The following is a 23,532-nucleotide window of genomic DNA, read 5'->3' as shown; positions in this document are numbered from 1 at the left end:
AAACCCATGGACTACGAGATCTTCGACCTCGGCGACGTCATGCTGCAGCGGGGCGCGACCTTGCGCAACGCAAAGCTCGCCTACAAGACCTACGGCACGCTCAACGCCGACAAGAGCAACGTGATCGTCTACCCGACCTGGTACTCGGGCCAGCACTACGACAACGAATGGCTCATCGGCCCGGGCATGGCGCTCGACCCGGCGAAGTACTTCATCATCGTGCCGAACATGCTGGGCAATGGCCTCTCGTCTTCGCCCAGCAACACGCCCGAGCCCTACAACCTGGCGCGTTTTCCGAACGTCACGCTCTACGACAACGTGACGCTGCAGCACCGGCTGGTGACGGAGAAATTCGGCATCGAGCGCATCGCGCTGGTGGTGGGCTGGTCGATGGGCGCGCAGCAGACCAACCAGTGGGGCTGCCTGTACCCGGACATGGTCCGGCGCATCGCACCCTTCTGCGGCTCGGCGAGGACGGCGCCGCACAACATCGTGTTTCTCGAAGGCGTGAAGGCGGCGCTCACGGCCGATGCGGCGTGGAACGGCGGCTGGTACGCCACGCCGCCGAGCAAGGGGCTGCGCGCGGTGGGCCGCGTGTACGCGGGCTGGGGTTTGTCGCAGCCCTTCTACATGCAGGAACTGTGGCGCGAGCTGGGCTTCAGCTCGCTCGAAGACTTCCTGGTCGGCTACTGGGAGGGCTTCTTCCTGAAGAAGGACGCCAACAACCTGCTCGCGATGCTGTGGTCGTGGCAGAACGGGGACATCAGCGACAACCCGGTGTTCAAGGGCGACTTCAAAAAGGCACTGGGCGCCATCAAGGCGCGCGCGATCGTGATGCCTGCCGAGCGCGATCTTTACTTTCCGGTGGCCGACAACGAATGGGAGGTGTCGCACATGCCGAACGCCGAGTGCCGCCCGATCCCCGGCGTGTGGGGCCACTTCGCAGGCGGCGGCAGCAGCCCCGTCGACACCCGCTTCGTCGATGCCGCCCTCAAGGAACTGCTCGCCACGCCATGAACGCCGCCCTCCCCCGCGCAGCCGATCCGCTCGCCAGCTACCGCATCGAGACCGAGCCCTTCTACCGGCCCGCCGGCAATGAAGTGATGCTCTACGAGCAGGCCTACCGCCACCGCATGCCGTTGATCCTCAAGGGGCCGACCGGCTGCGGCAAGACCCGCTTCGTGGAGCACATGGCGTGGTCGCTCGGGCGGCCGCTGGTCACGCTGGCGTGCAACGAGGACATGACGGCGTCGGACCTCGTCGGGCGCTACCTGCTCGATGCGAACGGCACGGCCTGGCACGACGGCCCGCTGACGCTGGCGGTGCGCCACGGCGGCATCTGCTACCTCGACGAGGTGGTGGAGGCGCGGCAGGACACCACGGTGGTGATCCACCCGCTGACGGATGCGCGCCGTATCCTGCCGCTCGACAAGAAGGGCGAGCTGGTGCACGCGCACCCCGACTTCCAGCTCGTGGTGTCGTACAACCCCGGCTACCAGAGCAGCGCGAAAGACATGAAGCCGTCGACGCGGCAGCGCTTCGCGGCGTTGGAATTCGACTACCCCGACAGCACGCTCGAAGCGGAGATCGTCGCGCACGAGGCGGGGGTCGGGCTCGACCTGGCCGCAAAGCTGGTGGCCATTGCGCGCTGCTCGCGCGAGCTGAAGCATCGCGGGCTCGACGAAGGCGTGTCGACGCGCATGCTGATCTATGCGGGCGTGCTGATCCGCGACGGCGTGTCGCCGCGCGACAGCTGCGACATGACGATGACCCGCGCGCTCACCGACGACCCCGACATGGCGAGCGCGCTGCAGGGCTTCGTGGCCGCGCAGTTCGGATGAGCGACGGGCACGCGCTCACCTTCGAGGCGCTGGGCCTGCTCGCGCGCGGGCTGGCCGGTGTCGATGTGGAAGTGCTGCCGCTGACGAAGTTGCCGGCCCGTGCGCCTGTTGCTTCGCCGGACGCTGCACCACCACCCGCGCGGGCCGTGCTCGCACCGAAGCGGCTGCTGTTGCCCGAAGGCGGCGATGCCCGTCTGCGCCCTGCGATGGTCGCGCACGCGGTCGCGCACCTGCGGCACTCGGTGCCCGCGCGGCCGGCGCGCGCGCTCAAGCCCATGGGCATCGCGGTGGTGTCGGCCATCGAAGATGCGCGCGTCGAGCATCTGCTGTGCCGCGATTTCCCCGGCGTGCGTGGCTGGTTCGTCGAAGCGCTCGCGCCGGTGCCCAATGCCTCCGACCTGGGCTTTGCCGCGCTCATCGCGCGCATGGACCGCCTGCTGATGCTGCCCGCATGGCAGGACGACAACCACTGGGTCAACAAGGCGCACCGCCTGTTCGACGAGACCGCGGCCACCGCGGGACTGGAAGACTACGACGCCTTCCGCGCCATCGCATCGATCCTGGCCAATGACCTCGGCCAGATGCGCGTGCGCTTCGACCCGCAGCACTACGCGGTGCCTGCGCCCTGGCGCGACGACAACAGCTACCTGTGGGATTTCGGCGAGGCCGAAACGCCGCCGGACGACGCCATCGCGCTGCAGCAGTCGGGCGCGCGGCCGCCACCGCCTTCCGATGCAAGCAGCGACGACGGCGGCCCGCCACCCGAAGGCGGCGCTGAACTCGAACTGGGCCGCTACAGCTACCCCGAATGGGACCGCAAGCAGGAGCGCCTGCGGCCCGACTGGTGCACGGTGATCGAGAAGCTGCCGGCATGGCAGGGCCTGTCGCCCATGCGCGAGCAGCCTGCGGCCAGCAACGAACGCCTGACCCCGCTCGCCCTGCCGCGCGCGCGCCACCTCGACCGCACCCATCGCCTGCGCCGCCAGTGGGAGGGCGACGACGTCGACCTGAACGCCGCCATCGAAGTGCTGGTCGACCGCCGCCTGCGGCTGCGGCCCGATCCGCGCCTGTTCATGCGCCCCGGCAAGGCACCGCGTGCGACCAGCGTGCTGGTGCTGCTCGACCTGTCGGAATCGGTGAACGACGCGGGGCAAGGAGGACAAACGCGCTCGCTGCTCGACATCGAGAAGCAGGCCGCGCTGCTGCTCGCCGCTTCATCGAATTCGAATGCGCGACAAGGCGCCGACCGGCTGGCGATCCACGGGTTTTCATCCAACACGCGCGACGAGGTTTATTACTACCGTCTGCTCGAATTCGGCAAGCCACTCGAAGCCCCGTCGCGCGCCATGATCGGCGCGGTGCGCGGGCGCTATTCCACGCGCATGGGCGCCGCGCTGCGCCATGCCGCCGCACACCTGCGCGCGGAGCCGGCCGGGCAGCGCGCGATCTTGCTGGTGACCGATGGCGCGCCTTCCGACATCGACGTGCACGACCCACAGTACCTGATCGAAGACGCCCGCATGGCCGTGGCCGAGGCGCGCGAGGCCGGTGTGCGCACCGCCTGCATCGCGGTCGATGGCGCGGCCGATGCGTATGTGCGCCGCATCTTCGGCTGGCGCAACTATTGCATCGCCGACGATGCACGCAGCCTGCCGGTTCGCCTGGCGCGCATGAGCGCACGACTGGCCGCCGCAAACTGAGGAGAATGATGGCTCACACATCCAGGAGACACCCCAGTGGCTGACAAGGACCCTATTCGCGTCGGCATCCTTTACTCGGAAACCGGCGTCACCTCGACCATCGGGCTGTCGCAGCTGCAAGGTGCGCTGCTCGCCATCGAGGAGATCAACGAGGCAGGCGGCGTCGACGGCCGCGAGATCGTGGCCGTGCGCCACGACCCGCAGTCGAACCCCGCGCGCTACGCCCAGCTGGCCGAAAAGCTGATCGTGCAAGACCGGGTCAACGTGATCTTCGGCTGCTACATGTCGAGCAGCCGCAAGGCCGTGATTCCGGTGATCGAGAAGTGGAACAAGCTGCTGTTCTACCCCACGCTCTATGAAGGCTTCGAGTACTCGGGCAACGTGATCTACACCGGCGCCGCGCCCAACCAGAACAGCGTGCAGTTGGCCGAGTTCATGACCACGAACTTCGGCGCGCGCGTGTACCTGATCGGCTCCGACTACATCTACCCCTACGAGTCGAACCGCATCATGGGCGAGCTGGTGATGCAGCGCCCCGGCAGCGAGAAGCTGGGCGAGCGCTACGTGGCGCTGGACGCCACCGAAAAAGACTACCGCGCGATCATGGACGACATCCGCGACAAGCGGCCCGACTTCATCTTCTCGACCGTGGTGGGCGATTCGACCGCGAGCCTTTACCGCGCATACGCCGAAGCGGGCTTCGACCCGAGGGCGATGCCGATCGCGAGCCTCACGACCTCCGAGGCCGAGATCTCGCAGATGGGCCATGGGGTGGCCACGGGGCACTTCACGGCGGCGCCGTATTTCCAGTCGATCGACTCGGCCGCCAACCGGCGTTGCCTGGCGCGGCTGCGCGAGCGCTTCGGCGACGGCTGCGTGCCCAACCTGTGCTGGGAGGCGTCGTACTTCCAGATGCACATCTTCGCCAATGCCTACCGCCAGGCGGGCAGCGATGGCATCGCGGAGATATTGCCGCACATCCTTGGCAGCGAGTTCGATGCGCCGCAGGGGCGCGTGAAGATCGACCCGTCCAACCACCACACCTGCCTGTACCCACGCGTGGGCCGGGTCGATGCGCACGGGCAGTTCACCATCGTGCGGCAGGCGACGCGCGCGGTGTACCCCGACCCTTACCTCGTCACGCATTCGCTGGGCGACTGGACGGCCAAGCTCGACACGCTGGAAGCCTAGGATGAAACCTTGTTCTTCCGTTCGTCGCGTTGTTCGGCTCGGGACGCGTTGGAAGCGCCGCTGTTCAGGGCGCGACCACGCCGACGGGGTACCTTGCTCCGCGAATGTCCCCCGGCCTGCGGCCTCCTCCTTTATTTCGCTGCGCAAGGCACCCCGCCAGCGCGATCGTTATTCGGAGCAGTGGTTGATCGGCCGGCACGACGAGAGCGCTTCTTGTGCGCAGGGCATCGGGTGCTCCCCGCAGCGAAATAAAGGAGGAGGCCGCAGGCCGGGGGACATTCGCGGAGGGGAGTACCCGGTGTCCTGTGCACGCGCCCCGAAGCAAGCCCCGAACAAGAACCCAAGCAGCGCAACCCGGCAGGAGGCCTGAGCGTGGACGGCACAGCGCCCAAAAGACACACCCTGCGGGTCACGCCACCGCAGCTGAAAGAGCTGCGGCTGCTGAAGATCGCGGTGATCCACCCCGACGACGCGGACGGCCGGCAGCTCACGCAGCAACTGCAGCGCATCGGCTGCCAGGTGCAGGCCTTCTGGCCGCCGGTGCAGTTCCTGCCTGAAGGCATCGACGTCGCGTTCATGGCGGTGCAGCCCGACTTCATCAACCTGCACTTCGAGTGGACGCAGAACGAAGATGCGCCCGCCATCATCGCGGTCGTCACCTACGAAAACCCGACCATCGTCGAGGCCGTGCTAGAGATCGGCGCCAAGGCGGTACTGCCTTCGCCGGTGCGCTCGTTCGGGCTGCTCTCGGCGCTGGTGGTGGCACGCGAGGCGCACAAGGAAAGCCGCTCGCTTGCACGGCGCCTGCGCAAGGTCGAGGCCAAGCTGCTCGGCGTGCGGCAACTCGCCGAGGCCAAGGCCGTGCTGATGAAGACGCACAACGTGTCCGAAGGCCAGGCCTACGACCTGATTCGCGAACAGGCCATGAGCAAGCGCACCACCATGGAAGAGATTGCCGCCGCCATCGTCAACGCCAGCGAGATTCTTTCGCTGGGCGTGCGCAAGCCCGGCCCGGGCTGAAGACTGCGAACCCTGGGGTCAGAGCTGGCGGAAAGTCGTCAGCACCTTCAGCACGCTTTGCGTGGCACCGTCGAGCGTGGCGCGCTGGCGGTGCGCAATGCCCAGGCGGCGCGTGAGCTTCGGCGAGATCGGCAGCACCTGCATGCGCGCATTCGGCGCCGCGTCGGCGGTCTGCTGCAGCGGCAGCAGCGCGGCGCCATAGCCGGCGGCCACCAGGCTCTGGATCGCGGCGTCGTAGTTCAGCTCGATGCGTGCGCGCGGCGCAAAGCCGGCCGCGGCAAACCATTCCATCGACAGCCGGTACATGTGCGTGGTCGCGTCGTTGAAGATCAGCGGCTGCGCCGCCAGCCATGCCGGCGTGGCGCGCTTGGGCGCCTTCCAGCGCGGCGGCACGAAGGCCATCATGGGCTGGTCGCGCCACGGCGTGACGACCAGGTCGCGCTGCGGCGGCTGCGGCATCGCGACCAGCCCGATGTCGAGCGTGCCGGCCGCCAGCCGCGCCATCGCATCGTTGGAGCCAAGGATGCTGACCTCGACATCGATGCCCGCATGCGCCGCGCCCAGCGCTTCGAGCACCTGCGGCAGCAGGTCGACCACCACGCCGGTCGACGTGCCCAGCCGCACGCGGCCGGTGCGGCCTTCGGCCTGGCGCTTGACCGCATCGACTGCCTCGTCGGTGTCGCGCAGCAGCTTGCGCCCACGCTCCACCAGCGCCGCGCCGGCCGCGGTGGGCGTGACGCGCCGGTTGCCGCGCACCACCAGCGGCGCGCCCAGGCGTGATTCGAGTTCGCTGATGTGCAGGCTCACCGTGGGCTGGGCGAGGTGCAGTGCATTGGCTGCCGCCGAGAAGGTGCCCAGGTCGGCAATGGCGATGAGCGTGCGCAGCTGGTCGAGGTTGAGTTGTCGCATCAGGAATGCTGATTGAAAGGTTCAGGAATCTCAACTTCCACAATAGCATGCAGCGCCGGAAGATGAGCGCTCCCCAACCAGGAGCCCATCGTGACCGCGCCGACGCACTCGCCCTTCCCTCAACGCCTGATGCACGCCCTGCGCCGCTGGCGCCGTCGCGTGGCGGAGCGCAGCCGCCACCGGGCGGACTCCGGGCACCTGGCCGGCATGAGCGAACGCGAGCTGCGCGACCTGGGCATCGGGCGCAGCGAAGTGCAGGGGCTGCTGGACCGCCACCGCTGACAAAATCCGGCGCATTTCTTCAGGGAACGCGCCGGTTTTGAGGTTCAATTCGGGGCGTGCCCACACTCGCAGCCCCCGCCCCTCTTTCCATCGAACTCACCTCGCCGCAGTCGGTCAATGGCCGGCGCGCGGCCTTCCAGTCGCTCTGGCTGCTGGTGCGCATGCAGCACGCGCACGACGCCGAAGGCGGCCTCGTGCGGCTGGCCGACCTGCGCGGCGAGGTCTCCGACGCAAGCACGCTGCGCATGGTCGTGAGCCGCGCGTTCCGCGACTTCAAGGCCTGGGACATCGAAGTCGGCTGGGGCGAAGACACGCAGCGCGAGCCGCGCTTCCTGAACGCCGAGCGGCGCAGCCAGGGCCCCTTCTGGCTGCCGGCCGCCGAGGCGAAGCGCGTGCGCATGCTGGTCGGCGGCCGCGCGGCGACGGCAGCCGAGGTCGCGTCCTTCCTCGGCCTGCGCGCCCGCAAGGCCCGTGCAGCGGCACCCGGCACGCCACCGCCCGACGCGGTGCACCTGCAGGACGCCGCCTTCTGGAAGCAGCTGGTCGCCTCGCAGCAGGCGGCGCGGCAGGGCCGGCTCATGGCGCCGGTGGCGGGCAGCGGCAACGCGAGCAACCAACCGGCGAGCGCACTCGAATCGATCCGCCTGGCCGGCACGCTGGCTGCCACCGATTTCCAGCGCGCGCTGGTCACGCTCAACGAGGCGATGCTGTGGCGCCGCCTCGGCGACAACGAGCAGGCACGCCGCCGCCTGCAGGCGCTGAAGAAGCAGCGCCTGGCCCACCACGTGGCGGGCAACGACTACCTGGGCGCGATGGAATGCATCGTCTCGGCCTGGTGCGCCTACACGGCGCGCGACCTGCCGCTGGCGCAATCGCTGCTGGGCGGCATGGCCGACGACGCGGCGCGCGGGCTGGTGCTGCGGCATCACCCCGACGTGCGCTTCGAGTGGTGCAACCTGTGGGCGCTGGTGTGCCGCTCGCGCGCGCTTGGCATCTCGGCCGACGACAAGCCCGCCGCGGCCACGCTCGCCGAAGAGTCGCTGCGCCGGTTCGGCGAAGCACTGGCGGCCGCCTTCGAATCGCACTCCTTCGATGCGGCGCAGCACGTGGCCGCCAACATGGGCATGGCGGCGTGGCTGTTCGACCGCGTGGGGTTGAGCGACCTGCCCGCGCTCTCGCACGACGGCAACGCCGACACCACGCGCCGCGCCGTGCAGTGGATCGCCTTCAGCGAATGGCTGTGCGGTCACACCGACGGCCAGGGCCGCTCGGCCTGGAACGCCATCTACCTGATGCGCATCGCGCGCGGCCACTGCCGGCCCGAATCGCAGCCCACGCTCGCGCAGTTCCGCGCGCAGAAGCCGCTGGACCCGCCCGCGGTCTCGAAGCTCGCCGGCCCGCTGGCCGATGCCTTCGACGACGCGCACTGGCCCACGCGCTGGGTCGACGTGGCGCAGGCGCGGCTGGCCGACCACCAGGCGGGGCGCCGCCGCTACCCGGGCCTTCAGCATTGCAGCCTGTTGTTCGAGCACGCCTGGTATGCGGCGCATGCGGGCGAGCTGAAGGCCGCCGAGCAGTCGTTGGGGCTGCTGCGCGAAGCGCTGCCCGAGCTGGTGCCGAGCGATCGCGCCTACTTCACCGAATCGTGGAACGACACGCTGCCGGCCGAACTGGTGCTGGAGGCCAAGCCGCCGCGGCGGCCGGCGGCACGCAAGAAGACCGCGCCGCGCGCGCGCTAGACCGGGGTTCAGCAGCATGGCCGACAACAACCACAACGAGCACGACAACAACAACGCCAACGCCCACGCGCCCATCGACCTCGCGGCCCACCGCGAACGCCGTGCCCGGCTACAGCAACAACAGCAGCGCGCCGCCGCACGGGCGCGGCGTGATGCCGGCTCGCCCACGGCAGACCCGGGCCCCGACGAGGTGCCCTGCATCCGCTGCAAGGAGCCGGTCTACGGCCATGCGCTGCGCTGCCCGCACTGCGGCGTGCATTTCAGCGGCGGTGCCGATGCGTTCGCGCCCAAGGAAGGGATGCCGCTGCGCACGAAGATGATGATCGCGCTGGTCGCCTTGGCGCTTCTTCTCGCGGGCCTGAGCGACGACATCGCGGCCTGGTTGTACTAGTCAGCGCGCCGCGGCCGGCGCGCCCGTCGACTTGCGCACCACCAGCTCCGGCCGCAGCACCACGGTCGATGCGGACATCGAGCGCCCATCGATCTCCTCGAACAGCATCTCGGCCGCGCGCCAGCCCAGCTCGCGATGCGGCAGCCGGATGGTGGTGAGCGGCGGATCGACCATGTCGACCAGCGGCATGTCGTTGTGGCCCGTCACCGAGATGTCCGTCGGCACGCGCAGGCCTGCCGTGCGCAAGGCGTCGTAGGCACCGAGTGCCACGAGGTCGTTGCAGCACACCACCGCCTGCGGCGCCGGCCCCGCTTCGAGCATCTGCTGCATGGCAACGGCGCCGGCCTCGCGGCTGTAGCTCGCGCACTCGACCACGCGGAACGGCTTCATGCGGTGGTCGCGCAGCGCCTGCTCCACGCCCAGGCGTCGGCCCACGCCGGTCGGAATGTTCTGCGGCCCCGCCAGGTGCGCGATGCGCTTGTGCCCCAGCCCCACGAGGTGATCGACCGCGAGCTTCATCGCGAGCCGGTCGTCGCTCACCACGGCCGGCAGGCGGCCGGTTTCGTCGGCGCGGTTGACCAGCACGGCCGTCATGCCGGCCTTGGTGACGAAGTCGACCAGCGGATCGTCGCGCGTGGCGGTGGCGAGGATCACGCCGTCGACGCGCTGCGCCAGCATGCGTTCGAGCACCGGGCGCGCCAGCGCATGGTCGACCACGTTGGTCACGAAGACGAAGTAGCCGCGCGCCGCCGCGCTGGCCTCGATGCCTTGCAGGATCGGCGGGAACACCGCGTTCGTGATGTCGGGCACCAGCACGCCGATGGTGTGGGTGCGCCCGGTGCGCAGGGCCGAGGCCGCGCGGTTGGGCCGGTAGCCCAGGCGCTGCGCCGCCTCTTCGACCACGCGCAGCACTTCCTCGCTGATCAGTGACCGCTTCTCGGGGCTGAGCGCTCGCGAGACGGTCGACACATGCACGCCGGCGGCGTTGGCGACGTCGCGGATGGTGACGGGAGAGGCGGTGGCGGAAGGCGGATTGGGCTTCATTGGTGCAAACGATTGTCGCCGAGGCTTGTGCCTGACGGTGGCTCTACCTCATTCATGGGTACCGAACCCCTCCATTTTACTTTTTGGAGATTTGGACTAATATCGTGCAAACGATTGCATAAACCACCCCATGAACATCGCCACCTCCCCCGACTCGGTGCTGGGCTTCACGCTCGACGCCATGAAGCGCACCCCCGACCCTCGGCTGCGCACCGTGATGGAAGCGCTCACGCGCCACCTGCATGCCTTCGTGCAGGAGGTGAAGCTGACCGAGGAAGAGTTCGAGCAGGCGCTCGAATTCATCGTCGCCATCGGCCACGCCACCGGCGAGACCAAGAACGAGGTGGTGCTGGCGGCCGACATCCTCGGCGTGTCCACCGTGGTGGCGCTGCAGAACAACCAGGACCCGCAAGGCGAATCGCCGGCCGCGCTGCTGGGCCCCTTCTGGCGCGCGAACTCGCCGGCCTGCGCGGCGGGCGACAACATCGCGCGCTCGGGCACGCCGGGCATTCCGCTGGAAGTGACGGGCACGGTGCGCGACGGCGAGGGCCAGCCAATGGCCGATGCCACGGTCGACGTGTGGCAGGCCTCGCCCGTGGGCCTGTACGAAAACCAGGACCCGTCGCAGGACGACATGAACCTGCGCGGCCGTTTCACCACCGATGCGCAGGGGCGCTTTCACTTCTTCAGCGTGCGGCCCGCCGGCTACCCGGTGCCGACCGACGGCCCCTGCGGCGTGCTGCTGCGCGCGCAACGGCGCCACCCCAACCGGCCCGCGCACCTGCACTTCATGGTGAGCAAACCGGGGCACAAGGTGCTGATCACGCAGGTGTTCGCCGATGACGACGAGAACCTGGAAAGCGACCCGACCTTCGGCGTGACGCAGCGCCTGATCGGCCGCTTCGCCCTCGCGCCCGATGGCAAGACCGCCACGCTGCAGTACGACTTCCAGCTCGAACCGGGCGAGATGAAGTTCCCCCGCCCACCCATACCTTGACCACCCCCAGGCTTCGCGCACTTCGTGTCGCTTCGCCAACCCCCTTCGAGGGGGCAACACCAGCGGCCCGGCAAAGCCGGTTCCGCGGTGTTCCGCGAAAAGGCATCACCCCAATCAACCCACTCTTCTCAAACCCATGAGCTTCGATCCTGTCTCCCGACTCGACGGCAAGGTTGCCGTCATCACCGGTGGCCTTGGCGCCATCGGCTACGCCACGGCCGCGCGCCTGGCCGCGCTCGGCGCCACCTGCGTGCTGCTGCACCGCAAGGGCGACGATGCGGCCGCACGCGCGGCCGCCCTGCCCCACGCCCACGGGCAGCGCCACGGCGCGATCCGCGCCGACATCGTCGACACGCCCAGCCTGAACGCGGCCGCCGCCGAGGTGAAGGCCGTGCACGGGCGCTGCGACATCCTGGTCAACAGCGCGGGGCACACGCAGCCCGTGGCGGCGGGCGATCTCGATGCGCTGACCGACGAACTCATCGACGACATCGTGCGCGCCAACTTCCGCGGCGTGTTCGCGACCATCCGCGCCTTCGCGCCGATGCTCAAGGCCAGCGGCGACGGGCTGGTGGTCAACATCTCGTCGATCGCGGGCTTCACGGGCGTGGGCAGCAACCTGGCGTATGTCGCGGCCAAGGCCGGGCTCGACGTGGTCGGCGATGCGCTGGCCAAGGCGCTCGCGCCGGCGGTGCGCGTGGTGTCGGTGTCGCCGGGCGCGGTCGAGTCGGGCTTCGTGCCGGGCCGTGGCGCGGAGTTCGCAAGCAAGATGGCGAGCACCACGCCGCTGGGCCGCATCGGCAAGCCCGACGACGTGGCGGCCACGGTCGAGGCGCTCGCGACGACGATGCGCTTCGTCACCGGCACGCGCATCGTGGTCGATGGAGGGCGCCACCTGTGAGCACCGCCAAGACCCTCATCACCTGCGCCGTCACGGGCAACCTCGTGAAGCCCGAGCAGACGCCGCACCTGCCGATAACGCCGGTGCAGATCGCCGACGAATGCCTGGCCGCCGCCGAAGCCGGCGCGGCGCAGGTGCACATCCATGTGCGCCACCCCGAGACCGGCAAGCCATCGATGGAAATCGATCTGTACCGCGAGGTGGTCGAGCGCATCCGCCGCGAGAACCGCGAGCTGATCATCAACCTCACGACCGGCCCCGGCGGGCGCTTCATTCCGAGCGAGGACGATCCGAAGATCGCCGCGCCCGGCACCACGCTGCTGCCGCCCGAGAAGCGCGTGGAGCACATCGCGCTCATCCGGCCCGACGTGTGCTCGCTCGACCTGAACACCATGAACTCCGGCCCCGACGTGGTGATGAACACGCCGAAGAACGTGCGCCGCATGGCGAAGGTGATCCGCGAAGCGGGCGTGAAGCCCGAGCTGGAGATCTTCGATTCGGGCGACATCAACCTCGCGCTCGACCTCATCGCCGACGGCACGCTCGACGGCCCCGCGATGTGGACCTTCGTGCTCGGCGTGAAGTACGGCTTTGCCCCCACGCCCGAGACGCTGCTGTACGCCCGCAACATGCTGCCGCGCGGCGCCTTCTGGAGCGCCTTCGGCATCGGCCGCATGGAGTTCCCCATCGTCGCGCAGGCCTGGCTGCTGGGTGGCCATGTGCGCGTGGGCATGGAAGACAACATCTACCTCGAGAAGGGCGTGCTGGCCCAGAGCAACGCGCAACTCGTGGCGAAGGCGCGCGACATCCTGCAAAGCCTGGGCGGCGAGATCGCCAACCCGCGCGAGGCGCGCGCGATGCTGGGCTTGCCCGACGCACGCACCGTGCAAGGAGCGAAACGATGAGCGTCGCAGCCATGCACCCCGTTCACACCTCGCGCGCGCTGCGCGTGCATGAGAAGGCCGCCAACCTCGATGCGCTGAAGCTCGAAGCCGCCCCGCAGGCCGAACCCACACCGCCCCCCGGCCACGCCGTGGTGCGCATCGCCGCCGCGGCAGTCAACCCGAGCGACGTGAAGGCAACGCTGGGCCTCATGCCGCAGGCGGTCTGGCCCCGGACGCCGGGCCGCGACTTCGCGGGCACCGTCGTGAGCGGGCCCACCGAATGGATCGGCCGCGAGGTCTACGGCTCGGGCGGCGACAACGGCATCACGCGCGACGGCTCGCATGCGCGCTACCTCGTGTTGCCCGAAGCTGCATTGCGCGCCAAGCCCCGCGGCATTTCGATGGACGAGGCCGGCGCGGTGGGCGTGCCCTTCGTCACCGCTTATGAAGGCTTTCGCCGCAGCGGCATGCCGCAGGCCGGGCAGACGGTGCTGGTGCTCGGCGCCAACGGCAAGGTCGGGCAGGCCGCCGTGCAGCTTGCGTCGCAGGCCGGCGCGCGCGTGATCGCGGTGCAGCGCCATGCGGGCCCTTACGCGGGCTTTGCGAGCGGGCCGGTGGACACGATCGACGCGCGCCACCACTCCGACGTGGCCGCGCGGGTGCGCGAGCTGACCGACGGGCGCGGCGCGCACATCGTCTACAACACCGTGGGCAGCGCCTACTTCGAGGCCGCCAACAAGGCGATGGCCAAGGGCGCGACGCAGATATTCATTGCCACGCACGACCGCGCGGTGCCCTTCGACATCTTCGCGTTCTACCGCGGCATGCACACCTTCGTGGGCATCGACTCGCTCGCGATGGATTGCGTGGCCTCGACCGCGCAGCTCGACGCGATGCGCGAGGGCTTCGAGCGCGGCACGCTCAAGCCCTTTCCGGTCGCACGCCACTTCACGCTCGACGAAGCCATGGACGCCTACCGGCTGGTGCTGTCGGGCAGCACCGACCGCGTCGTGCTGCGGCCCTGAACCCACGAAGGACAACCGCCATGCACGTGACCCGTTTCAACGAAGCACCGCACTACGAGGCGCCCAACCATTTCGACATGCGCTGCCTGCGCCTGCAGGGCAAGGAGGCCGGCCCCTCCACGCAGATGTGGATGGGCATGAGCCAGATCCTTCCGGGCGGCCGCACCGGGCTGGACGGCTCGCCGATGGAAAAGCTCTACCTCGTGCTCGAAGGCCAGCTGCATGTGGTCGGCGAACTCGACGGCGCACATGAAGAAGAAGTGCTCGGCCCCTACGACAGCTGCCGCTTTGCGCCCGGCGAAAAGCGCCAGCTCGAAAACCGCAGCAACCGGCCGGTGCTGGTGGCGCTGGTGATGCCGAACGCGCCACCGCCGTAGCGGCCTCCCCTCTTCTCTTTCGGTCATCCATCGCCCAACGAAACAAATCAACGGAGACAAGACGCATGAAGAAGACTTTCACCTGGACCCGTCGGCAGACGCTGGCCGTGGTCGCGGCGTTCGTCGCCGCATCCACGCTCGGCGGCGCGCACGCGCAGGGCAACTGGCCGGGCACGCAGCCGATCAAGCTGGTCGTGCCGTTCACCGCAGGCAGCGGCACCGACATCGTCGCGCGGCTGGTGGCCGAGAAGCTCAGCCCGGTGCTGGGCACCAGCGTGATCGTGGACAACCGGCCCGGCGCGGGCGGCACGCTGGGCGCGGCGATCACGGCCAAGTCGCCGGCCGATGGCTACACGCTGCTGGTGCACTCGGCCGGCCACCTCGTGAACCCGTGGATCTACAAGGGCCTGTCGTACGACACGCTGAAGGACTTCACCGGCGTGACGCCGATGGCCAGCCTGCCCAACGTGCTGGTCACCGCGCCCGCGCACTTCGCGAACGTGAAAGACCTCGTGGCGCAGGTCAAGGCCAAGCCGGGCCACTTCAACTACGGCTCCGCCGGCAACGGCTCGGCCACGCACATGAACGCCGAGGTGTTCCGCCTTGCGGCCGGCATCGACGCGCAGCACGTGCCCTTTCGCGGCACGCCCGAGGCCATGACCGAGGTGATGGCCGGGCGCGTCGACTGGTTCTTCGCACCGATGGTGTCGGCCCTGCCGCTGATCCAGACCGGCAAGCTGCAGGCGCTGGCGGCCGGCACGGGCAAGCGCTCGGCGGCGCTGCCCAACGCACCCACGACGGTGGAGGCCGGCGTGCCGGGCTCGGAGTACCTGTTCTGGGTCGGGCTCTTCGCACCCGCCAAGACGCCGCAGCCGATCGTGGACCGCCTGCAGGCCGAGGTCGCGAAGATCATGGTGTCGCCCGAGCTGAAGGAGCGGCTGGAAAAACTCGGTGCCGAGCCCTTCACCATGCCTTCGGCGCAGTTCAACAAGTTCATCGTCGACGAGACCGGCAAGGCGCGGCAGGTGGTCAAGGCCGCGAACATCAGGGTCGACTGACGCCCTCCGGGGCCGGGGCCAGCACCTGGCGAACCCGCTCGCGCAGCACCGGCAGCACATCGCGCTCGAACCACGGGTGGTGCTTGAACCAGCCCGTGTTGCGCGGCGAAGGATGCGGCAGCGGCACGACGCGCGGCCCGTAGTCCGCGAAGGCCTCGACCGTTTCGGTGACGCTGCCGCGCGCGGTCTTGCCCAGCAGGTGGTGCTGCGCGTACTGGCCGATGGGCAGAGTCAGCTCGACATTCTTGAGCTCGGCGAACAACCGCGCATGCCAGAGCTGCGCGCATTCCTTGCGCGGCGGCAAATCGCCGCTCTTGCCGCGGCCCGGGTAGCAGTAGCCCATCGGCACGATGGCGATCTGCGTCGCGTCGTAGAACAGGTCGCGGTCGATGCCGAGCCAGCGGCGCAGCAGGTCGCCGCTTCGGTCGTTCCATGGCACGCCGGTCTGGTGCACGGTCAGGCTCGGGGCCTGCCCGACGATCAGCAGCCGCGCGGTGCGGCTGACCTGCACGATGGGCCGCGGGCCCAGCGGCAGATGCGCTGCGCAGGCGCGGCAGTTGCGGATCTCGGTGAGAAGAAGATCCACCGGGGTTTCTTCGGTGCGGCCGGCTACTGCGCGAACGGACGAAAGAAGGCGTTGAGTTCGACGCCCGGCGCGGCATCCGCGAAGCCGTCGAAGCGGCCTTCTTCCGACAGCGTGCGCGCGGCCCGCATGAAGCCGCCCCATGCCGCGCGCGCGAGCCCGCCGCCGACGCTGACGCGCCGCACGCCCAGCTCGGCAATGTCCTTCATCGTGAGCTCGCTGGCCGCGCCGACCAGCAGGTTGACCGGCTTGCCGCCGGCCGCCGCGACCACGGCGGCGATCTGCTCGCGGGTCTTGATGCCGGGTGCGTAGAGGCAATCGGCGCCTGCATTTGAATAGGCCTTGAGCCGGGCAATGGCGTCGTCCAGATCGGGGCGGCCGGCGAAGAAGTTTTCGGCACGGCCGACCAGCAGCACGTCGGCGCCGCTGGCGTCGATGGCCTTGCGCGCGGCGCGCATGCGCTCGACCGCGACGTCGATGGAAAAGAGCGGATCGGCGGCGTTGCCCGTCGAGTCCTCGATCGACAGGCCCGCCACGCCGGTCTCGACCGCGAGCCGCACGCTTTCGGCCACGCCCTGCGCATCGGCGGCAAAGCCGTTCTCGAAGTCGGCGTTCACCGGCAGGTCGGTGGCGGCCACGAGTTCGCGCAGGTGGTCGAGGATCTGGTCGCGCGACAGCGCCCCGTCGGCATGGCCGCGCGACCATGCAAAGCCCGAGCTGGTGGTGGCCAGCGCCTTGAAGCCCAGGCCTTCGAGGTAGCGTGCGCTGCCGGTGTCCCAGGGGTTCGGGATGACGAAGCAGCCTTGTGCGTGGAGCGCGCGGAAGTCGGCGCGTTTCTGGGCGATGGAGCGGGTCATGGGAGCCTCATCTTTCTGAGTCATGGGCGACGGGGGCCCCGCATTCTGACGCAGCGGCACAAAGCCGCGCCGGGCACAGGCAATGCCCCTCAGCACTCCACCACGTTCACCGCCAAGCCACCGAGCGAGGTCTCCTTGTAGGTCGACTTCATGTCCTCGCCGGTCTGCTTCATGGTGCGGATCACGGCGTCGAGCGACACATAGTGGCTGCCGTCGCCGCGCAGCGCCATGCGTGCCGCGTTGATGGCCTTCACGGCCCCCATCGCGTTGCGCTCGACGCACGGAATCTGCACCATGCCGCCGACCGGGTCGCAGGTCAGGCCCAGGTTGTGTTCCATGCCGATCTCGGCGGCGTTCTCGACCTGTGCCGGCGTAGCGCCGAGCACCGCAGCGAGGGCACCGGCAGCCATCGAACAGGCCACGCCCACTTCGCCCTGGCAGCCGACCTCGGCACCCGAGATCGATGCGTTGGCCTTGTAGAGCATGCCGATGGCCGCTGCCGTGAGCAGGAAGTCGACGATGCCGTCGTCATTCGCCTGCGGCACGAAGCGCTGGTAGTAATGCATCACGGCGGGCACCACGCCGGCCGCGCCGTTGGTGGGCGCGGTGACGACACGGCCGCCGGCCGCGTTCTCTTCGTTCACCGCCATCGCGAAGGCGTTGACCCAGTCCATCACCGCGAGCGGGTCGGCCGCGCCGGCCTGCGCCAGCAGCTCGCGGTTCAGCTCGGGGGCACGGCGGCGCATGCGCAACGGGCCGGGCAGCGCGTGCGCGGCCAGCGGGTTGTCGATGCCGAAGCCGCGCTGCACGCACTGCTGCATCACGCCCCAGATGCGCAGCAGGCCGCTGCGCACTTCGGCCTCGGGCCGCCACACGCATTCGTTGCGCATCACCAGCGCCGCGACCGACAGGCCGCTGGCACGGCATTGCGCCATGAGTTCGTCGCCGGTCGAGAAGGGATGCGGCACGGCGGCGGCCGCAGCCACCGTCGCGGCCACGGCCTGCCCGCCTTCGACGACGAAGCCGCCGCCAACCGAGAAATACGTGCCCTCGGCCAGCGTGCCGCCATCGGCCGCGAAGGCGGTGAAGCGCATGGCGTTCGGGTGCTCGGGCAGCGACTCTTCGCCGCGAAAGGCGATGTCGCGCACGCGGTCGAAGGCGATGGGCGTGGTGCCCAGCAGGCTCAGCTGGCCGGTGCGGCGCAGCGCGTCGAGGCGCGGCTGCACGGTCTCGGGCCGCACCGTGTCGGGCGCGTCGCCGAAGAGGCCGAGGATCACGCCCTGGTCGGTGGCATGGCCGTGGCCCGTGGCGCCGAGCGAGCCGAACAGGTCCACATGCAGTCGCGCCACCCGCGCGAGCACGCCGCGTGTTTCGAGCGACCGCGCGAACATCAGCGCCGCGCGCATCGGCCCGACGGTGTGCGAACTGGACGGCCCGATGCCGATCTTGAAGATGTCGAAGGCTGAGAGCATCAGCGCATCATGCGGCCGGCAGCTGCTGTTTGACCAGTGCCACCCAGTAGGCGGCGCCCAGCGGCAGGATGGCGTCGTTGAAGTCGTAGTACGGGTTGTGCACGTTCGGATCGTTCGGGCCCTCGCCCGCGCCGATGCCGATGTAGGCGCCGGGGCGCTTCTGCAGCATGAAGGCGAAGTCTTCCGAGCCCATGGCCGGCGGAATGTCGGTCTTGACCTGTGCGCGCTCGACCAGGCTGGCGGCGGCGGCAATGGCGGCATCGGTCTCGGTGGCGGTGTTGACCACGCCGGGGTAGCCGCGTCGGTAGTCGAGCGCCACCTTCGCGCCGTGGGTCTGCGCCACGCCGTCGCAGATCTGCTGCATCGCGGCCTGGGTCTTGTCCTGGATTTCGGGGTCGAGCGTGCGCACGGTGCCGCGCAGCACCACGGTTTCGGGAATCACGTTCCAGGTGTCGCCGCCATGGATCTGCGTGACGCTGACCACGGCCGAATCGGTGGCGCCGGTGCGGCGGCTCACGATGGTCTGCAACGCATTGACGAGCTGGGCCGACACCACCACCGAGTCGATGCCGGTCTCGGGCATGGCGCCGTGGCTGCCCTTGCCGGTGATGACGATCTCGAAGGTGTCGAGAAAGGCCGTCATCGTGCCCTTGCGGATCGCGAACTGGCCGCGCGGCAGGCTGGGGAAGTTGTGCATGCCGTACACGGCATCGGCGGGGAACTGGTCGAACAGGCCTTCGTCCACCATCACGCGACCGCCGCCTTCGTTCTCTTCGGCCGGCTGGAACACGAACTGCACCGTGCCCTTGAACGGCTTGTGGCGCGACAGGTGTTCGGCCGCGCCCAGCAGCATGGCGGTGTGGCCGTCATGGCCGCAGGCGTGCATCTTGCCGGCGCACTTGGAGGCGTGCGGCTGCGTGCCCAGCTCCTGCATGTTGAGTGCGTCGAGGTCGGCGCGCAGCGCGATGCTGGGGCCTTCGCCGTTCTTCAGCGTGGCCACCACGCCGGTGCCGGCCAGGCCGCGATGCACCGGCAGGCCCATCAGCATCAGCGCGTTGGCGACGACGTTGGCGGTGCGGTGTTCCTCGAAGGCGGTCTCGGGGTTGGCGTGGATGTCGCGGCGCCAGCCGAGCATGCGCTCGCGGGTGTCTTCGGCAATTTCGGGTTCGCGGTACATGGCGGTCTCTCTCGTGGTCGTGGGGTCAATGGAAGAATTCGGCGATGACGGTCGCGCCGAGGAAGGTGCCCGCCGTGGCGGTGAGCGACACCACCACGATGCGCCAGCCCAGTTGGCGGAACACCGGCAGGTCTTTCGCGACGGAGAAGCCGGCCAGCGCCAGCACCGGCGTGGTGAAGGCCAGGAAGTTGAGCTTGGCGGTCAGCGCGATCAGCGCGTCGGAGAACGGGAACAGGCCCGGAATGCCGACCACCGTTGCCACCACCGACAGCACCAGCACCATCGGCAGGCGCGGCACGAGGCGCTTGATGCCCTCGACCACCAGCGCGATCGCCACCACCGCGGCCATGCCTTCGAGCGACACCAGCATCGGCACCTTGTAGGTCAGCGAGTTGCCGATGAGCACGCCGCCGCCCACCACCGCCCAGGCGATGAGCGTGTCACGCAGCGGCAGCGCGTTGCCGTGCCCCACGCTGACCTGGGACACCGCGCCCGTGCCGGCAGCGTCCTGCGCACCGCGCTTCGAGAAGCGGCCCAGCACCGGCTCCAGCTTGCCGTAGAGCCACGAGCACAGCGGCAGCGACAGGAACAGCGTGAAGTAGAAACCCGCCACCGTGGTCAGCAGGTTCGATGCGGCGGCAATCGCGGTGAGCTGCGGCAGCATCTCGGCCGGCTGCTGCGCGGCGATGGCGCCCAGCGCCGCGGCCATCAGGCTGCCCGAGCCCACGCCCGCGCCCATGGCCAGCGAACGCGGATCGAAGATGTGCAGGCTGGCGATGAAGCCCGCCAGCACCGCGATGAACAGCGCGCCCAGCACCGTGCCGGTGATGTACTCGGCCAGCACGCCGCGGCCTTCGGGCGAGGCCATGCCGTACTTCTCGCCAATGATCACGAGATTGCCCTCGCGGCCCACCGAGAAGGTGGCGCCCACGGCCTCGCGCTTGATGCCCAGCAGCAGCGCCAGCGGCAGGCCCAGCGCCAGCGTGCCGAGGGCATGGCCGAACTCCTGGAACAGCAGCGCCCAGCCCGCCTGCTTGACCTGCGGCAGCGCCGCGCCCACCGTCAGGCCCAGCTTCACGACGAACAGCAGCAGGCCCGCATTGAGCAGGCCGCCCGCAAACGACTGCTGCGCGGGCGCCACGCGCACCACGCCCGGCACGCGGCGCTGCGCGATGCCCCAGACCGCCGCGATCAGCAATGCCCACAGCATCGGCAGCAGCGCCACCTTGCCCGGCCCGACGCTGAATTGCACCGGGCCGATGAGTTCTGCCACCGCCACGATGGCGAGGGTCACGAGCGCGAGCCTGAGTTTTCCCGAGGCGGTCGCCGGGGCCATGGTGTCGAGCGTGGAGGCGGCAGAGGTCATGTGTGGGAGCTTCTTCTGGCGAGGTGCCGGCGAGTGTCGGGCTGCCGAGCACTTGCATCAATGACAGCAAATGAGGATATTTGGTGCATTGAATGCAACACTCGAAGCACCCGCCATGGACGACAAACTCGACACCCGCCGCGTGCGCTACTTCATCCAGGTGCTCGAAAGCGGCTCGGTGCGCGGCGCCGCCGACGTGCTCGACATGGACCCTTCCGCCGTCAGCCGCGCCATCGGCATTCTTGAAAAGGAATGCGGCGTGCCGCTGCTGGAGCGCCACGGCCGCGGCGTGGTGCCCACCGACGCGGGCCAGATGCTGGCCGGCTACGTGCGGCGCCAGCAGAACCAGAAGCAGCACCTGCTGGCGCAAATGGACAGCATCCGCAAGATCGAGCGCGGCCACATCGACATCGTGGCGGGCGAAGGCTATGTCGACTGGTTGATGCGCCACAGCCTGCGCGACTTCATGACCACGCACCCGAAGATCACCATCGACCTGGACGTGGCCAGCACCGACGAGATCGTGCGGCGCATCGTCGAGGAGCGCGCCCACATCGGCATGCTGTTCCAGCCCCCGAAAGACGAGCGGCTGACCTCGCACCAGTCGCATGCGCAGCCCATCCAGACGATGGTGCAGGCCTCGCACCCGCTCGCGCGGCTCGGCCGCCCGCTCAAGCTGGCCGACCTGCTGCCTTACCCGGGCGCGACGCTGCACCGCAACTTCGGCGTGCGGCAGCACATCGAGGCCGCCGAGATCAGCGAAGGCGTGCGGCTGCCCGCGCTGCTCACCACCACGTCGTTCAGCGCGCTCGGCCATTTCGTGTCGGCCGGGCTGGGCTACACGCTGGGCACGCGGATCTCGCTCACGCCCAACGCGGACAACACCACGCTGGTCGAACTGCCGATGAAGAACCCGCTGCTGTCGCAGGGGCGCTCGCACATCGTCTCGCGGCATGGCCGCATGCTGTCGCCGGCGGCTGCAGCGCTGCTGCGGCTGATCGTGACCGACATGCGGCGCTATGCCGACCTGGCGACCGGGAAAGAAAGGCGAGCGGCCCCGCGCGCCCGCGGCGTGGCGGCCTGAGCGTTGCGCACCGGGGCCTTTCGGTGTTCTGATCGGCCCCCATGTCCTACGTCATTCCGCTTTTCATCCATCTGCTCTGCGCCGCCTTCTGGGTCGGCGGCATGGCGACCATGCACTTCGCGGTGCGCCCCGCTACCGTCGCCACGCTGGAGCCGCCCTTGCGCCTGCGCATGATGGCCGCGACGCTGCGGCGCTTCTTCGTCGGCGTGGACGCGTCCGTCACGCTGCTGTTCCTGAGCGGCGTGGGAATGATCATGGTGAGCGGCGGCTTCCGCGCGATGCACTGGCGCATCGAAGCCATGATGAGCATCGCGATCGTGATGGCCGCCATCTATGTCTACATCCGCGCCTCGGTGTTCAGGGCGCTGCGGCGTGCGGTCGAAGAAAGCGCCTGGCCCAAGGCGGCTTCGCTGCTCAATACGGTGCGCCAGCTGGTGGGCATGAACCTGGTGCTGGGCGTGGTGGTGTTCGGGGTGGCGACCATCGGGCGCGTGGGCTGAGCCGGCGCGCGCCCTTCTCCAGACGCCCGGCGCACTGGTGCGCGCCGGGTGGCAATGGCGATAACGACGACGTTCACGCCAGCTGCAAATCAACCTCGATGTTGCCGCGCGTGAGCTTGGAGTACGGGCAGGTCTGGTGCGCTGTGTCGATGATGGCGCGTGCGGTGTCGCGCTCGATGCCGGGCAGGCTCACGCGCAGGCGCGCCTGCAGGAAGTACGAACCGTCGGTGTTGGCCAGGTCCACTTCGGCATCGACCGCGAGGTCGGCGGGCAGCTTGATCTTCAGCTTGCCGGCCGCCAGGCCCATGGCGCCGATGAAGCAGGCCGACCAGCCGGCCGCGAACAGTTGTTCGGGGTTGGTGCCGGTGCCCGAGGTGCCGGGCGGCGACAACTGGATGTCGAGGCGCCCGTCGTCGCTGCGCGATGCGCCGTCGCGTCCGCCCGTGGTGTGGGTCTTGCCGGTGTAGAGGATCTTTGCGGTGGAGCTCATGGGGATTCCTTGCAGGGGTGGCCCGCCAGCAGGGGGCTTGCCTGCTGCACGGGGTCGCCGGGATGGCGATGCATGGATTGAATCCGTGGGCTGTATCCGCGATGTGTCGGGCCGGGTGCACTTTTGCGTGCGCATGTGTGCGGCGGGCGGCCAGACACACTGGCGTACAAAAACCCAATGCGCGGCAAGCCGGGCGGCGGCGAATCAGTGCGCCGCGCCCTTGAGTTCGACGCTGTTGCCGTCCGGGTCGCTGAGGTAGATCGACGGGCCGTTGCCTTCGGCGCCGAAGTTGTTCTGCACCTCGCCGTGCACCGGCACGCCGTGCTGCGCCATGCGTGCGCGGATCGCGGCTTCGTCGAAGGGTTCGATGCGCAGGCACAGGTGGTCGACATTGCGGCCTTCCGCGCCTGCCAGCGCGCCGCCCTGCTTTCCCAGCGGGCCATCGGGCGTGACGAGGTCGATCAGGCTGGCACCCGCGCGCAGGTGCACGAGCCCCAGGTCGTCGCGGCGTTTCTCGACGGTGCAGCCCAGCGCGTCGCAGTAGAAGGCGATCGATCGATCGACGTCTTTCACGCGCAGCACGACATGGTCGATGCGCAGCACCGAGAACGGTGGGCGCATCGGGCTCGTCATGCCATCGACCT

The 23,532-nt window shown here is 69.3% G+C and carries 25 protein-coding genes; 16 read left to right on the top strand and 9 right to left on the bottom strand.

Annotated features, from left to right (window positions below; all coding sequences use genetic code 11):
• Positions 1-6 precede the first annotated feature (6 nt).
• The 5 genes from ACGLHS_RS22770 to ACGLHS_RS22750 all read left to right on the top strand — a co-directional run bounded on the left by ACGLHS_RS22770 (position 7) and on the right by ACGLHS_RS22750 (position 5,752).
• Positions 7-1,017 carry an alpha/beta fold hydrolase gene (locus ACGLHS_RS22770; RefSeq protein ID WP_394483445.1) on the top strand — a complete coding sequence of 337 codons (1,011 nt, stop codon included), beginning with the start codon at positions 7-9 and terminating at the stop codon, positions 1,015-1,017.
• Positions 1,014-1,841 (top strand): CbbQ/NirQ/NorQ/GpvN family protein, encoded by an 828-nt coding sequence (locus tag ACGLHS_RS22765; RefSeq protein WP_394483443.1) that lies wholly within the window; start codon positions 1,014-1,016, stop codon positions 1,839-1,841. The genes ACGLHS_RS22770 and ACGLHS_RS22765 overlap by 4 nt, the downstream gene beginning before the upstream one ends.
• A complete protein-coding gene (locus ACGLHS_RS22760) occupies positions 1,838-3,541 on the top strand; it encodes a nitric oxide reductase activation protein NorD (protein ID WP_394483441.1) in 1,704 nt (567 codons plus the stop codon). The genes ACGLHS_RS22765 and ACGLHS_RS22760 overlap by 4 nt, the downstream gene beginning before the upstream one ends.
• Before the next feature lie 36 nt (positions 3,542-3,577).
• Complete coding sequence (locus ACGLHS_RS22755; RefSeq protein WP_093241906.1) at positions 3,578-4,732, top strand: transporter substrate-binding domain-containing protein; 1,155 nt, start codon at positions 3,578-3,580, stop codon at positions 4,730-4,732.
• A 372-nt stretch (positions 4,733-5,104) separates the two neighbouring features.
• On the top strand, positions 5,105-5,752 hold the full coding sequence (locus ACGLHS_RS22750) for an ANTAR domain-containing response regulator (protein WP_394483439.1): 648 nt from the start codon (positions 5,105-5,107) through the stop codon (positions 5,750-5,752).
• Positions 5,753-5,770: 18 nt separating this feature from the next.
• Here the strand turns inward: ACGLHS_RS22750 and ACGLHS_RS22745 are convergent, their stop codons facing one another.
• Complete coding sequence (locus ACGLHS_RS22745) at positions 5,771-6,661, bottom strand: LysR family transcriptional regulator (RefSeq protein ID WP_394483438.1); 891 nt, start codon at positions 6,659-6,661, stop codon at positions 5,771-5,773.
• Positions 6,662-6,751: 90 nt separating this feature from the next.
• Here ACGLHS_RS22745 and ACGLHS_RS22740 point away from each other — a divergent pair, with 90 nt between their 5' ends.
• Genes ACGLHS_RS22740 through ACGLHS_RS22730 form a run of 3 tightly spaced genes read left to right on the top strand, consistent with a single transcriptional unit; the run spans position 6,752 to position 9,073 of the window.
• On the top strand, positions 6,752-6,943 hold the full coding sequence (locus ACGLHS_RS22740) for a hypothetical protein (RefSeq protein WP_093241913.1): 192 nt from the start codon (positions 6,752-6,754) through the stop codon (positions 6,941-6,943).
• Positions 6,944-6,999: 56 nt separating this feature from the next.
• Positions 7,000-8,682, top strand: coding sequence for a hypothetical protein (locus ACGLHS_RS22735; RefSeq protein ID WP_394483435.1), 1,683 nt, complete (start codon positions 7,000-7,002; stop codon positions 8,680-8,682).
• A gap of 16 nt (positions 8,683-8,698) precedes the next feature.
• Positions 8,699-9,073: a hypothetical protein gene (locus ACGLHS_RS22730; RefSeq protein ID WP_394483433.1), complete on the top strand. Its 375-nt coding sequence runs from the start codon at positions 8,699-8,701 to the stop codon at positions 9,071-9,073.
• Here the strand turns inward: ACGLHS_RS22730 and ACGLHS_RS22725 are convergent, their stop codons facing one another.
• Positions 9,074-10,117 carry a LacI family DNA-binding transcriptional regulator gene (locus tag ACGLHS_RS22725; protein WP_394483431.1) on the bottom strand — a complete coding sequence of 348 codons (1,044 nt, stop codon included), beginning with the start codon at positions 10,115-10,117 and terminating at the stop codon, positions 9,074-9,076.
• A gap of 130 nt (positions 10,118-10,247) precedes the next feature.
• On the opposite strand from ACGLHS_RS22725, the gene ACGLHS_RS22720 reads away from it, so the two are divergent.
• The 6 genes from ACGLHS_RS22720 (at position 10,248) to ACGLHS_RS22695 (ending at position 15,359) form a co-directional block, all read left to right on the top strand.
• Entirely contained in the window at positions 10,248-11,114 is an 867-nt protein-coding gene (locus tag ACGLHS_RS22720) for a dioxygenase (protein WP_394483429.1), read from the top strand.
• A 136-nt stretch (positions 11,115-11,250) separates the two neighbouring features.
• On the top strand, positions 11,251-12,015 hold the full coding sequence (locus ACGLHS_RS22715) for an SDR family NAD(P)-dependent oxidoreductase (protein WP_394483427.1): 765 nt from the start codon (positions 11,251-11,253) through the stop codon (positions 12,013-12,015).
• Positions 12,012-12,920, top strand: a complete 909-nt coding sequence (locus ACGLHS_RS22710) for a 3-keto-5-aminohexanoate cleavage protein (protein ID WP_394483425.1) — start codon at positions 12,012-12,014, stop codon at positions 12,918-12,920. The genes ACGLHS_RS22715 and ACGLHS_RS22710 overlap by 4 nt, the downstream gene beginning before the upstream one ends.
• On the top strand, positions 12,917-13,924 hold the full coding sequence (locus tag ACGLHS_RS22705) for a zinc-binding alcohol dehydrogenase family protein (RefSeq protein ID WP_394483423.1): 1,008 nt from the start codon (positions 12,917-12,919) through the stop codon (positions 13,922-13,924). Before ACGLHS_RS22710 ends, ACGLHS_RS22705 begins: the two co-directional genes overlap by 4 nt.
• Positions 13,925-13,944: 20 nt before the next feature.
• Positions 13,945-14,301, top strand: a complete 357-nt coding sequence (locus ACGLHS_RS22700; RefSeq protein ID WP_394483421.1) for a cupin domain-containing protein — start codon at positions 13,945-13,947, stop codon at positions 14,299-14,301.
• Between the two features lie 65 nt (positions 14,302-14,366).
• A complete protein-coding gene (locus ACGLHS_RS22695; RefSeq protein WP_394483419.1) occupies positions 14,367-15,359 on the top strand; it encodes a tripartite tricarboxylate transporter substrate binding protein in 993 nt (330 codons plus the stop codon).
• Here the strand turns inward: ACGLHS_RS22695 and ACGLHS_RS22690 are convergent.
• The 5 genes from ACGLHS_RS22690 to ACGLHS_RS22670 all read right to left on the bottom strand — a co-directional run bounded on the left by ACGLHS_RS22690 (position 15,346) and on the right by ACGLHS_RS22670 (position 20,814).
• Positions 15,346-15,945 carry a uracil-DNA glycosylase family protein gene (locus ACGLHS_RS22690; protein ID WP_394483417.1) on the bottom strand — a complete coding sequence of 200 codons (600 nt, stop codon included), beginning with the start codon at positions 15,943-15,945 and terminating at the stop codon, positions 15,346-15,348. The genes ACGLHS_RS22695 and ACGLHS_RS22690 overlap by 14 nt on opposite strands.
• Before the next feature lie 23 nt (positions 15,946-15,968).
• A complete protein-coding gene (locus ACGLHS_RS22685) occupies positions 15,969-16,799 on the bottom strand; it encodes an oxaloacetate decarboxylase (protein WP_394483415.1) in 831 nt (276 codons plus the stop codon).
• Between the two features lie 89 nt (positions 16,800-16,888).
• Positions 16,889-18,274, bottom strand: a complete 1,386-nt coding sequence (locus ACGLHS_RS22680; RefSeq protein WP_394483543.1) for an L-serine ammonia-lyase — start codon at positions 18,272-18,274, stop codon at positions 16,889-16,891.
• 4 nt (positions 18,275-18,278) lie between these two features.
• Positions 18,279-19,448 carry a M20 aminoacylase family protein gene (locus ACGLHS_RS22675; protein WP_394483412.1) on the bottom strand — a complete coding sequence of 390 codons (1,170 nt, stop codon included), beginning with the start codon at positions 19,446-19,448 and terminating at the stop codon, positions 18,279-18,281.
• A 25-nt stretch (positions 19,449-19,473) separates the two neighbouring features.
• Complete coding sequence (locus tag ACGLHS_RS22670) at positions 19,474-20,814, bottom strand: DUF3100 domain-containing protein (RefSeq protein WP_394483410.1); 1,341 nt, start codon at positions 20,812-20,814, stop codon at positions 19,474-19,476.
• Positions 20,815-20,929: 115 nt separating this feature from the next.
• Here ACGLHS_RS22670 and ACGLHS_RS22665 point away from each other — a divergent pair, with 115 nt between their 5' ends.
• Together ACGLHS_RS22665 and ACGLHS_RS22660 are read left to right on the top strand one after the other, a co-directional pair.
• Positions 20,930-21,898, top strand: a complete 969-nt coding sequence (locus tag ACGLHS_RS22665) for a LysR family transcriptional regulator (protein ID WP_394483408.1) — start codon at positions 20,930-20,932, stop codon at positions 21,896-21,898.
• A 41-nt stretch (positions 21,899-21,939) separates the two neighbouring features.
• Entirely contained in the window at positions 21,940-22,398 is a 459-nt protein-coding gene (locus tag ACGLHS_RS22660) for a CopD family protein (protein WP_394483406.1), read from the top strand.
• Between the two features lie 73 nt (positions 22,399-22,471).
• On the opposite strand, the gene ACGLHS_RS22655 is transcribed toward ACGLHS_RS22660, so the two are convergent.
• Positions 22,472-22,888: an organic hydroperoxide resistance protein gene (locus tag ACGLHS_RS22655; RefSeq protein ID WP_394483404.1), complete on the bottom strand. Its 417-nt coding sequence runs from the start codon at positions 22,886-22,888 to the stop codon at positions 22,472-22,474.
• 204 nt (positions 22,889-23,092) lie between these two features.
• Positions 23,093-23,521, bottom strand: coding sequence for a VOC family protein (locus ACGLHS_RS22650; protein WP_394483401.1), 429 nt, complete (start codon positions 23,519-23,521; stop codon positions 23,093-23,095).
• Positions 23,522-23,532: the final 11 nt, after the last annotated feature.

This window comes from Variovorax sp. VaC1 (assembly GCF_043658315.1).
GTDB lineage: Bacteria > Pseudomonadota > Gammaproteobacteria > Burkholderiales > Burkholderiaceae_C > Variovorax.
The sequence above is the reverse complement of the archived record's forward strand: the minus strand, read 5'-3'. Positions and strand labels throughout refer to the sequence as shown.

Coding starts and splice junctions, on each gene's coding strand:
- ACGLHS_RS22685 (WP_394483415.1), bottom strand. CDS start 16,799: ATGACCCGCTCCATCGCCCAGAAACGCGCCGACTTCCGCGCGCTCCAC.
- ACGLHS_RS22670 (WP_394483410.1), bottom strand. CDS start 20,814: ATGACCTCTGCCGCCTCCACGCTCGACACCATGGCCCCGGCGACCGCC.
- ACGLHS_RS22720 (WP_394483429.1), top strand. CDS start 10,248: ATGAACATCGCCACCTCCCCCGACTCGGTGCTGGGCTTCACGCTCGAC.
- ACGLHS_RS22765 (WP_394483443.1), top strand. CDS start 1,014: ATGAACGCCGCCCTCCCCCGCGCAGCCGATCCGCTCGCCAGCTACCGC.
- ACGLHS_RS22695 (WP_394483419.1), top strand. CDS start 14,367: ATGAAGAAGACTTTCACCTGGACCCGTCGGCAGACGCTGGCCGTGGTC.
- ACGLHS_RS22770 (WP_394483445.1), top strand. CDS start 7: ATGGACTACGAGATCTTCGACCTCGGCGACGTCATGCTGCAGCGGGGC.
- ACGLHS_RS22760 (WP_394483441.1), top strand. CDS start 1,838: ATGAGCGACGGGCACGCGCTCACCTTCGAGGCGCTGGGCCTGCTCGCG.
- ACGLHS_RS22655 (WP_394483404.1), bottom strand. CDS start 22,888: ATGAGCTCCACCGCAAAGATCCTCTACACCGGCAAGACCCACACCACG.
- ACGLHS_RS22665 (WP_394483408.1), top strand. CDS start 20,930: ATGGACGACAAACTCGACACCCGCCGCGTGCGCTACTTCATCCAGGTG.
- ACGLHS_RS22700 (WP_394483421.1), top strand. CDS start 13,945: ATGCACGTGACCCGTTTCAACGAAGCACCGCACTACGAGGCGCCCAAC.
- ACGLHS_RS22660 (WP_394483406.1), top strand. CDS start 21,940: ATGTCCTACGTCATTCCGCTTTTCATCCATCTGCTCTGCGCCGCCTTC.
- ACGLHS_RS22730 (WP_394483433.1), top strand. CDS start 8,699: ATGGCCGACAACAACCACAACGAGCACGACAACAACAACGCCAACGCC.
- ACGLHS_RS22705 (WP_394483423.1), top strand. CDS start 12,917: ATGAGCGTCGCAGCCATGCACCCCGTTCACACCTCGCGCGCGCTGCGC.
- ACGLHS_RS22725 (WP_394483431.1), bottom strand. CDS start 10,117: ATGAAGCCCAATCCGCCTTCCGCCACCGCCTCTCCCGTCACCATCCGC.
- ACGLHS_RS22675 (WP_394483412.1), bottom strand. CDS start 19,448: ATGTACCGCGAACCCGAAATTGCCGAAGACACCCGCGAGCGCATGCTC.
- ACGLHS_RS22650 (WP_394483401.1), bottom strand. CDS start 23,521: ATGACGAGCCCGATGCGCCCACCGTTCTCGGTGCTGCGCATCGACCAT.
- ACGLHS_RS22715 (WP_394483427.1), top strand. CDS start 11,251: ATGAGCTTCGATCCTGTCTCCCGACTCGACGGCAAGGTTGCCGTCATC.
- ACGLHS_RS22745 (WP_394483438.1), bottom strand. CDS start 6,661: ATGCGACAACTCAACCTCGACCAGCTGCGCACGCTCATCGCCATTGCC.